The following is an 11,049-nucleotide window of genomic DNA, read 5'->3' on the forward strand; positions in this document are numbered from 1 at the left end:
TTATAATTCATTATATCTGTTTATAAGTAGGTCATTTTTCAAAGATTTGTTATTGTTGTCGACGGTCTGTATAAGGCAAGTAGGGTTGGGGAAAAGAAATTACCTTTCGTGTTTGCACTAAGTTAAAACAAATGTTTTTACTTTTTAATTTCTTTAAATTGTTAGGTTAACTATTAAACATAATCTATTTAATGAACAACTTCTTGATTAGACGTACTCCTTTTGAATTTTTAATCTCTACAAAATAAACACCTTTTGATTTACTTTTAAAATCAGAAGTTTCAATTGGGATTTTATTCTCCTCTTCTACCAAACCAAGGTTCTGTTTGTAAACTAATTTACCTAATGAGTTATATATTTTTAATTCTAACTTCTCATGAATCGATGTGTTAATTACAAGGTTAAACTTGTGAAATTTAACAGGATTAGGATGCAGGCTAACAGATATCTCATTTCCTCTAATTACATCGCCTTCAAAGTTCGATTTTTTATAAAATGTAATTTCTGGATTAAGAGCCCATGCGTGGAAATTGACTTTATAAATAGCCTCAATTAGAGATGAGTCAACCCAATCTAGAATGAGTACTCCATAACTCTTACTAAAGCCCTTATTAGCTTTCATGTAATTTTTAACTCTAGGATTCATGTAGTCCGAAACTGCGGTAATATCAGGTTCTGGAATAGGAATGCCAACAAGATGATTAGTAAGATAACCATTTACAGCATTTAAATAAAGGCGATTATTACTTCTATTATCATTGGCTTCCTGCATTAACTCTTTGACTCTGCCCCATTTTCGATCTTTGTTTGCATCACAATTTGTAAAGGGCCACGATAAACAAGAATCGATACCCAAATCATAATAATTATTAACTTTAATATAAGGATTATATATAGGTTTTGCTCCTTTTGGGTATGGAAACTTGCGTGTATTTGCGACCGAAGTAACATTATCTTCATGCTTATAATGAATACCTGGTACATGATTAAGTTTTTTTGTAATTAATAATATTTTACCTCTTAATTCTTTAAGTTTAGGAAGTCTATTGTCCGTGAAAAACAAATTACTATATATAGGGTCTTTAATTATATTTTTGAGTTCAGTTGCAAGTTTACTTGCACTTCCTTGATCGCTTTGGATAGTCATAATAAGTGCTTCGTTTTTATTTTCATTAAAAAACCTTTTGATAGCACTTAGTACATCTCTTTTAAATCTAGTATGAAATTTTATGATACCATGAACAATTATAGGATCTCCAGGTATATGAGAGTCGCTTTCTTTCAATCGAATGTCAAAAAAACGTATTCCGTTATTTAATTGCTCATAAAACGATAAATTTTGGGTAATGTAAGTTGAGTGATGAATGATATTCTGAACCCCTGTTAAATCGGCTTTTCCATAGGCTCCAGTATCATGTGTACCCGGAATTGTTATGTTAGAAACATTAGTTTCTGGATGTAAATAACTCATCCAGTCATTTCCTTGTTGGCTAAAAATTGATAAAGATTGACAGAACAGAATAATGGTTAAAACTTGTTTGAAAATTAATTGTTTCATGTTCTAAAATTTTATAATTAATAAATGACCTCCTTTAGAGTTGGTGTTTTAAGCGTTTCATACATATTGTATTGAAAAGTTTCTTCCCGTAATTGAACTGAAAAGCGTTTTAAATCATCTATTACGCCTCTATTTAGTCAAGAAATTAAAATCTTCTTCCACTAGGTTTAAAAGGGATTGAATTTTTTTTCTTAATGAAATTGATTATTGCAACAATTATAAGTTAATATTAAAAGTAAAAAGCTTTTAAAAACCGTCACAACAAAACCAGGTATTCCAATCTTGGAATTTGATATGTTTTTAATGATTATGAGTTGAAAAGATGTCTTCGAATCTCACGATTTATGGTTAATAAAATTAGTGTCAATAATTAATCTATTTTTACTTTCTTCTGCAAAATCCATTAAGATCGATCCATATCTGCCACGTGGACTATGACGGAAATAACTTGTTAGTTCTTGGTTAATTTCATTGGCGACACTGGGGATATTGGGAATAAGACCGGAATACCCACTGGTAAAGTTAATGTACATTACGTGGCGATTGCGGTCATTTAGAGCTTCAGAAAATAAGCCTATTATATCACTCCATTTTTGGTGAGTATCTGATACCTCGTATTCATCCTGAACTCGTAAAATTTGGGAACCATTAAATATGAAAAAAGAGGAGTTGTTTTCCCAAAGAGAAGGGTTAGCGTCTATACCTTTAGGTGTTCTAGCCGCATGAAATCTTCTTACTAATACAATTTGTCCTCTTGCAATCTCTAATATGGGGATATCTTTTCCTAAATACCACATTGTAGGGTTTTTATTAATATAAGAATCAAAAATAGCTTCAAATGACATATTGCTATTACTAGGAGTGTGCTCTTCTTTTAAAGACATAATAATGGTCTCTGAAGGGTTTTTGTTTAAAAAATCATAGCAATAGTCTAGTACATCTGTAAAATTAATTTTTTGATAAACAGGTCCATGATGTATAGTAAAACGATTATTAATACGTCTACATCTGATATCTAGAAATCGGGTGCCTTGCTTTAATTGTTCTCCGATTGTTAAATCTTGGCATTTTGCTGTACCAGAATAATATGGAGAATCGTATCTTGCTCCAGAATCATGTGTTCCAGGAATACTCAGTCCAGAAAGTTTCATGTGTCCAGGCATCTCATCCATCCATCCATCTTGATAAAGAATAATGAGGTTTGTTTTTTTTGATATTATTAGTTTTAAGTGAGGAATTAGAAATAATGGAGTCTACTTCATCATCCTTTTCACAGGATTGAGATAATAAGAATACTATTATCACCAAAATTGCCTTAGTGATAAAATTGGTTTTCATAAATTGTTTTTTTAAGGTTTTATTTTTGTGTGATCATGAGATCGAATGTAATTATAAAAAGGATATTCTTCCTTTTTTAGATCTTATTTCATATTTTTTTAACTATTGTTTGTGTTTTTTAACTTTTTCTTTATTGTTTTTTACAAATAATCTATTTTATGGCTTTTGTTTGATTTTTGTGTTAATTAAATAGCTTTTTATTGTTTTTTTATTGTTTTTTTGTTGCTTTGTTTTGATTTTGTTTTGAAGGTAAGCTTGTTTCGTTTAATATGTAAGAAGTGATTTTACCCCCTCGATATATTCTGGTTTTATAATGTAACTTTTTTAAAACGCCTTAGATAGGTGCTTTTTTGTTTAGTCTGATTTGTCTGTTTTGAAGATTTTTGAATTAAAGAATTGTATGGTTTATATTAACTGAGTAGACTTGTCAATTTTTCTTTTTATTGATGCTTAGAATCTGTTGTGACAATAAATCTCTTTTTACTAACTGCTTTAATCCCATATTTTCTCATCAATCGACTACTCTGTGTCTAGATACCTTAAACCCTTTTGCTTTGAGTTCCTCTGTAATTCTAGGACTACCTAAGTAGATTTACTTCGCTTACAAATACGTTGAATATCAGAAAGTAACATACCTTTTCTCCATCTCTATCTGATGGAATATAATTCTTACTCCAGTAAGAACTATTCTTGCTAATTTTAAAAAACGTTACACATCTTCCCAATCAGATATTTTCTATTGTGATCTTTGATAAATTTCAATACTTCCGATCGCTCTTGGAGAAGATGCTCACGGCCTTTTTTAAGATATCTCTTTCCATGGTGACATCCTTGAGTTGTTTACGTAATTGCTCTAACTCTTTTTGATCTTCTGTTAATTGTTTAACTCCGTTATCACTAAATGCTAAATCAGGATGAAGTTCTAACTCTCTACGCCACCTGTAAATGAGATCTGAACTGATGCTCAGCTCCATGGCAATCTCTTTGGTGTTACCTTGAACATTGCTCAATTCTACTGCTTTAATTTTAAACTCTTTACTGAGTTTTCTTCGTTTCATTTTGCTAAGTTATTTAAGATAAAAATGAGCTTAACTTATTGTGCCAGTAAATCTAACAACTTCAAAATGGTCATGTTATCTTATTTGGTTTTAGATAGCTTTGTTTTATCTTTTTATTTTACAAATTAGTGGTGCTAAAATCATTTAGAGTGCAGTATTATTGTATACCTATAACGACATAGTTTTTAAAATTAAAAGAAGATTCCTTTTAGATCTTTAGGTGGGGCTTTTTTTACATGTTTTTACAATTTTTAAAAATACGAAACATTGATAATTATGGTATTTAAGGGTGTGATTTTCGCCCTCATAACCCGAAGGTCACAGGTTCGAGTCCTGTTCCCGCTACTTTCAGGGTGTTTTTTTCTCGAGCGAGACAATTTTGTCTGATTTTTATTTTATGAGGTTAATTACCCCCAAGGTTTGTCTCGCAGAAACAATTTAAAGTGGTTTCCTCTGATCGCAATAGTAAGATTGGAGATGATAGTTAATAAATTAGATTTTCTTCTATTTCCTTCATAATGTGATTGTTCTTACATGTCTTTTTTTAAATAGTAAATTCTCTCTAATCTAAAATTTACGGAACCGTTCAAAAGGCTAGATAAATTAAGATTTTATTACCAAAATTTTAATAGAATTTAATCAGGGTCAGATATGTATTTTCAGTCATTATATGAAATTCTTAAAATCAAAAATATTGAAAAACGAAATACACCTTGCGCAGCAAGAAATATACTACGGACAAATAATAAATAATAAAAGTTCTTTATATAATGTAGGAGGTTATATCTCTCTAAAGGGAGGTATTGAAACTAAATTATTAATAAAAATTATTCAAGAATTACCTCATAAATTTGACGTTTTTAACTTCGAATTTGATTTAGATAAAGAAATTCCTCAGTTTCAATTAAAAGAAAAAGTTGATAAAATTCATGTAAATGAGCTAAATTTTTCAAGAGAAAAAAATCCTGAAAAAACAGCAAAAAATTGGATGCAAAATCAATTTAATGCAGCATTTAATATATATACTGATGATTTATATAGGTACACTCTTATAGAAATTGCTGAAGATGAACATTGGTTGTTTATGTGCTTTCACCACTTATTGGTTGATGGATACAGTTTTATGATTAAAAATAATTATATAGTTCAGGAATATGATAGGCAAAAAATAGGGAAAGAGAAAATTGAAGATAAGCAGATACCCTTATACTATGATGCAGTTATAAGAAGTTCGAATTATCATAAATCAGAGGACTATATAAATGATAAGAACTTTTGGAAGACAAAGTATGAGAACATCCCGAATTCACTTCTAAATCATTCAAAAAAGAGAAAAAATACTGGAGGAAAACGCATTTCTTTTTCTATTCCAGAATCGGATAGATCTCTATATGAAAAATTAGTAAAGAGTACAAAAGTTAGTTTACAACAATTTACTTTGGCTTCATTAATTATATACTTTGGTAAAAGTACTAAAAATGATGTTTTTTGTTTTGGGGTACCAATACATAACAGAGGAAGCAGAGAGGAACGAAAAATGGTAGGTATGTTTTCTTCTGTACTTCCATTCAAGGGAGAATATGATGAAACTCAAACATTATTAGAGTTAATAACAACAATAAAACAAACTCAACGAAAAGACTATAGGCATCGTAGATACCCTATTTCTCATTTAAATCGAGAACTTGGTTTAATGAAGCAAAATAGGCATCAATTATATGATATTGTTGTGAATTACGAACCTTTTGATTTTCTGGAAGAGCTTTCTTCTGGGGTGACTGTTGTTACTAAACACTTGACTAGTGTATCTAATTTAGAAGCGCCAATATCGATCCGCTGGTGTGATTATGGAAAAAATCACCCTTTAGAATTACAAGTGGATTATCAGGAGGCATATTTTAATCAAGAAGATATTGAAGGATTAATTAATAGTTTGTTCCATGTCTTGAGACAGTTTGAGGGTAATTTAAATGAATTATTGACTAGTGTTTCAATTGTACCAAAAAATCAGGAAAAGCTGTTATTAGAAAAGTTTAATAACAGGGAAGTATCATACCCTAGCGATAAGACAGTTATAGACTTGTTTAGAGATCAGATTAAAGCATTTCCAGAGGCTATTGCTTTAGAGTTTGAAGGAGCTACAATGAGCTATAGGGAGTTAGAAGAGAGGTCGAATCAGCTAGCGCATTATTTAATAGAACAAGGAATTGGAAAAGAGACATTAGTTCCTATATGTATTGATAGGTCATTAGCCATGGTAGTTGGTATCTTAGGAATTATTAAGGCAGGAGGGGCTTATGTTCCAATAGATCCTTCATACCCACAGGAGCGTATTGATTTTATTTTACAAGATACAAATGCGAGTTTGGTTGTCACACATTCTGATGTATTACACCTCTTCAAAGAAAACAAGCTGGTAAAGACCTCTGTTTTACTGGATCAAGGAGAACAAATATTACAAGGACAAAGTGTATCGATTCCAGAGGTTAAAATAAGTCCAGATCAGTTGGTATATATAATATACACTTCTGGAACTACAGGAACGCCTAAAGGGGTGATGATAGCGCATAAGTCATTAAACTCATTTTTGTGTAATATACAAGATGTTTACCCAATTAATAAAGGAGATAAAATTCTGCTAAAAACCAATTATACTTTTGATGTGTCTGTCCATGAGTTATTTGGTTGGATAAAAGGAGGAGGGAATTTGGTAATTCTTCCAAATGGAGTAGAAAAAGAAAGGCATGGAATCTTAAATAGGATAGAAAAGCATAAAATAACACATGTAAATGTTGTTCCTTCCATGTTTTCAATTCTTTTAGAAGAGCTTAGTACATATAAAGAACTAAAATTGCCCTCTTTAAAGTATTTTCATGTAGCAGGAGAAGTATTACCTGCTAATATGGTAAAAAAATACAATAAATTAAATATAAGTGCGCTTGTAGAAAATGTTTATGGACCAACAGAAGCGACAATATACAGTACGCATTACAGTACAACTAATTTTGAAGAAAAAGTAGATAATATTTCTATAGGTTCTCCACTTCCTAATACTTCTGTTTATGTCTTATCGGAAGACTTATCACTATTACCGATTGGAGTCACAGGAGAATTATATATAGGAGGTACTCAATTAGCTAGAGGATACTTAAACCGTCCGGATTTAACGGCAGAACGATTTGTAGCCCATCCTTTTAAGAAAGGAGAACGGGTTTATAAATCGGGAGACTTAGCCAGATGGCTACCCGATGGCACCTTAGAGTTTATAGGAAGGAAAGATAATCAGGTAAAGATTCGAGGTTACCGAATCGAATTAGGAGAGATAGAATCAATCATAGCCACCAAAGAAAGTATCCAGCAATCTATAGTAGTAGCTATACCTGATAATAGTGGTCATAAGCGATTAGTTGCTTATATCAAAACAGTTTTATCGGACGATATTGAACATCAGGAGTTAAAGCGTTATTTGTCAGAAAAGCTTCCTGATTATATGGTTCCCGGGGTTTATGTTTTCTTAGATGACTTTCCTTTGACACATAATGGGAAGATAGATAAGAAAGCATTACCAGCACCAGAAACTTCTTTTAGTAGGATTAACAACTATGTAGCTCCAACCACGGAAGAAGAAAAAGAATTAGTATCAGTTTGGGAAGAGCTTTTAGGTATAGCAAAAATAGGGGTTGAGGATAATTTCTTTGAATTAGGAGGGGACTCTATAAAAGCGATTCAGTTAGTTAGTAAAAGTAAATCATTAGACATACACTATCAGGTTAAAGATATTTTTGATTATCAGACAATATCCGGTATTTGTTCGAATTTACAGTTGGCTTTTGATACGGTAACAGAAGAGGGGCTTTTATCAGGAGAGGTACCTTTGCATCCTATCCAACATTACTTTTTTGAACAAGATTATAAGGCATCGAATCATTATAACCAATCACTTATTCTTACAATTCCTAAGTCTATATCTATTGATAGGTTAGCAGTATGTTTTCTTCAATTATTTCATCATCATGATGCCTTACGTTTAAAGTATGATTTCTCCTTAGAAGGGGTAGAACAGCGTTATAGTAATTTTATAGGAAAGCCATCAGCATGTAGTGTTACATCATTATCCGAAATACCTGATTTATGTAATAGCTATCAATCAGAATTAAATATCAAAGAAGGGGATCTTTTACGAGCATTACTGATTCATACGCCACATACAGAAAAGAAGAATAGATTATTTTTAACCATTCATCACCTAGCCATAGATGGTATTTCGTGGCGAGTTTTACTTGAAGATTTAGAGGTTTTATTATCTAAAGAGGCTATAGAGGGTTCAACTATTTTACCGGCAAAAGGGACTTCTTATCGTCAGTGGACAGAAAAATTACAAGAGTATGCCGTTTTACCATCCACACAATTAGAATATAGTTATTGGAAAGAAGTGCTGTCTAAGTATAGACCTTTACCTGTTGACTTTTCTAGTGATATAGAGACAACTTATGAGCAAACGCATACAATTCAAACACGATTATCTAGAGCAGATACAACGTCTTTAACACAAGAGATTCACCATGCCTATGGGACAGAGATTAATGATATCTTATTAAGTGCTTTGTCAAAAACCATGGAAGGATGGATTTCATCATCTGAGTTTGTTATAGGTTTAGAGGGGCATGGACGGGAAGAGTTATTCAGAGATGTTGATTTGAGCAGAACAATAGGTTGGTTTACTAGTTTGTACCCTGTTTGTTTATCGGTTCCTTCATCAGGCACGGTTAGTTATGAAGATCTTATTTCAAGAACAAAAGATAGCCTTAGAGAAATCCCTAAGAAAGGGATCAATTATCCAATATTGCGATACCTGTCAGAGGAAGAAATAAGAGAAGAATTGTCATTGCAGTATGAAGATCTTATTTTTAACTATTTAGGTGATTTTGATCATTATAATGCATCTGAGAACTCTTTACTATCGATATCCAACGAAAATACAGGAGAAGCATTTGGTTTAAAAAATCAGAATCCTAATAAAATTGCAATCAATAGTATTATAGTTCAGGGGCAGTTAGAGATAAACTGGAGTTATGATAGTCATCGATACGAGGAAAATACAATAAAAACGTTGTCCGATAAATTTGATAAGATTCTACGATCAATTATACATCATTGTAAAGTTCTTTCGGACAGAGAAAAAACACCAGGAGATTATGGGTTACCTTCAAAAATTTCCTATACGAATCTGGTAAACTTTAAGCAGGGTAGAGAAAGGTTACTTAATTCTAAAATAGAGGATATTTATCCGTTGACGGCTTTACAACAAGGGATGCTATTTCATAGTTTATACAATCCTGAGGATACGGCTTATTTGGTTCAATTTCACTGTGATCTAGCAGGTAATTTTTCAAAAGATTCTTTTCTGAAAAGTTGGAAGGTCTTAATGGACGGACACAGTACTTTAAGAAGTTGTATTTATGCCAATGAATTAGCTATTCCCGTACAATGTGTATATGAGTCAATGGAACTACCTGTTCAGATGTATGATTATACGTCCTATTCAGCAGGGGAGAAAGAAGTAGCGATTCAATCATTTTTGGAAAAAGACAAACAGACAAATTTTGATTTTGAGAAGGAACCTCTTTTCAGAATAACACTATTTAAGGTAGATTCCGATACAGTTCGTATGGTTTTTACTAATCACCATATATTATGGGATGGTTGGTCATTTGCCAAGTTGATGAGCAATTTTATAGAAGTTTACCAGCAAATGGTAAATGGTACAGAGTTGACAGTATTGAGTACGGATAATTATCGTTCTCATATAGATTATATAAATAGTCAAAATAGAACTGAAGGGCTAGCTTATTGGGGAAGATATCTTTCGGGTATAGAGCAAGCTACTTATCTTCCTTTTACAGGGAATGTTTCAGAAAGAAATAAAACATTTGGGAACTCAGAGAGGACTTTATTAATTTCTAAAGAAGTTAGTAATCAGATAAATAGTTTTGCAGAACAGAACCATATTACCACTAGCACGGTATTGCAGGGGACATGGAGTTATTTGTTATCTAAGTATACAGGGATTTCAGCTGTTACTTTTGGAGCAACAATATCAGGTAGGAATTCTGATGTAGAAGGAATTGCAGACAAAGTAGGATTATATATAAATACTATTCCAGTATGTAGTCATATAGAAAGTCAGGCAAATATTGTAGATTGGTTACAAGAATTACAGCGAGGTCACACAATAGGAAGAGAGGATCATGGTTATTTATCATTGCTAGAGATAGAAAAGCAGTCTGTTGTATCGAGTCCTTGTTTTGATACCCTTATGGTTTTTGAAAATTATCCGATAGAAAATTTGGATAGTACTTCTTTTGATTTAACCATAAAAAACATAGAAAGTAAAGAAAACACAAATTATACATTATCGCTCTGTGTTTTTGATACAGAAGAAGGAATATCAATAAAGCTGACTTATAATAATACGATACTACCCGATGATGTGGTAGTAATGATTGAAAAACACATTTATCAATTATTAAGTAGTATTACAAGTGGAGTAAAAACTTTAGGAGAGTTAACCTATTTAGGTAAAGAAGAAAAAGAGGAATTACTAACTCTTTTTAATAACACGGAAGTATCATACCCTAGTGATAAGACAGTTATAGACTTGTTTAGAGATCAGGTTAAAGCATTTCCAGAGGCTATTGCTTTAGAGTTTGAAGGAGCTACAATGAGCTATAGGGAGTTAGAAGAGAGGTCGAATCAGCTAGCACATTATTTAATAGAACAAGGAATTGGAAAAGAGACGTTAGTTCCTATATGTATTGATAGGTCATTAGCCATGGTAGTTGGTATCTTAGGAATTATCAAGGCAGGAGGGGCTTATGTTCCGATAGATCCTTCATACCCACAGGAGCGTATTGATTTTATTTTACAAGATACAAATGCGAGTTTGGTTGTCACACATTCTGATGTATTACACCTCTTCAAAGAAAACAAGCTGGTAAAGACCTCTGTTTTACTGGATCAAGGAGAACAAATATTACAAGGACAAAGTGTATCGATTCCAGAGGTTAAAATAAGTCCAGATCAGTTGATATATGT

General features: G+C 32.0%; 4 protein-coding genes. 1 reads left to right on the forward strand and 3 read right to left on the reverse strand.

From position 1 onward, the window contains the following. Positions 1-184: 184 nt before the first annotated feature. From ACFSTE_RS02745 to ACFSTE_RS02755, 3 genes are all read right to left on the reverse strand, one after another. Positions 185-1,558 (reverse strand): phosphatidylinositol-specific phospholipase C domain-containing protein, encoded by a 1,374-nt coding sequence (locus tag ACFSTE_RS02745; protein ID WP_176027720.1) that lies wholly within the window; start codon positions 1,556-1,558, stop codon positions 185-187. Positions 1,559-1,893: 335 nt separating this feature from the next. Continuing rightward, the gene (locus tag ACFSTE_RS02750) at positions 1,894-2,709 is read right to left on the reverse strand and encodes a phosphatidylinositol-specific phospholipase C (protein ID WP_378297939.1); all 816 of its coding nucleotides are present in this window, start codon (positions 2,707-2,709) and stop codon (positions 1,894-1,896) included. Between the two features lie 945 nt (positions 2,710-3,654). Next, complete coding sequence (locus tag ACFSTE_RS02755) at positions 3,655-3,954, reverse strand: transposase (protein WP_378258430.1); 300 nt, start codon at positions 3,952-3,954, stop codon at positions 3,655-3,657. 694 nt (positions 3,955-4,648) lie between these two features. On the opposite strand from ACFSTE_RS02755, the gene ACFSTE_RS02760 reads away from it, so the two are divergent. Beyond that, positions 4,649-11,049, forward strand: a 6,401-nt coding sequence (locus ACFSTE_RS02760) for an amino acid adenylation domain-containing protein (RefSeq protein ID WP_378297941.1), incomplete at its 3' end; no start/stop codon positions are given.

The sequence above is a fragment of the Aquimarina hainanensis genome (genome assembly GCF_042684685.1).
GTDB classification, from domain to species: Bacteria; Bacteroidota; Bacteroidia; order Flavobacteriales; family Flavobacteriaceae; genus Aquimarina; species Aquimarina hainanensis.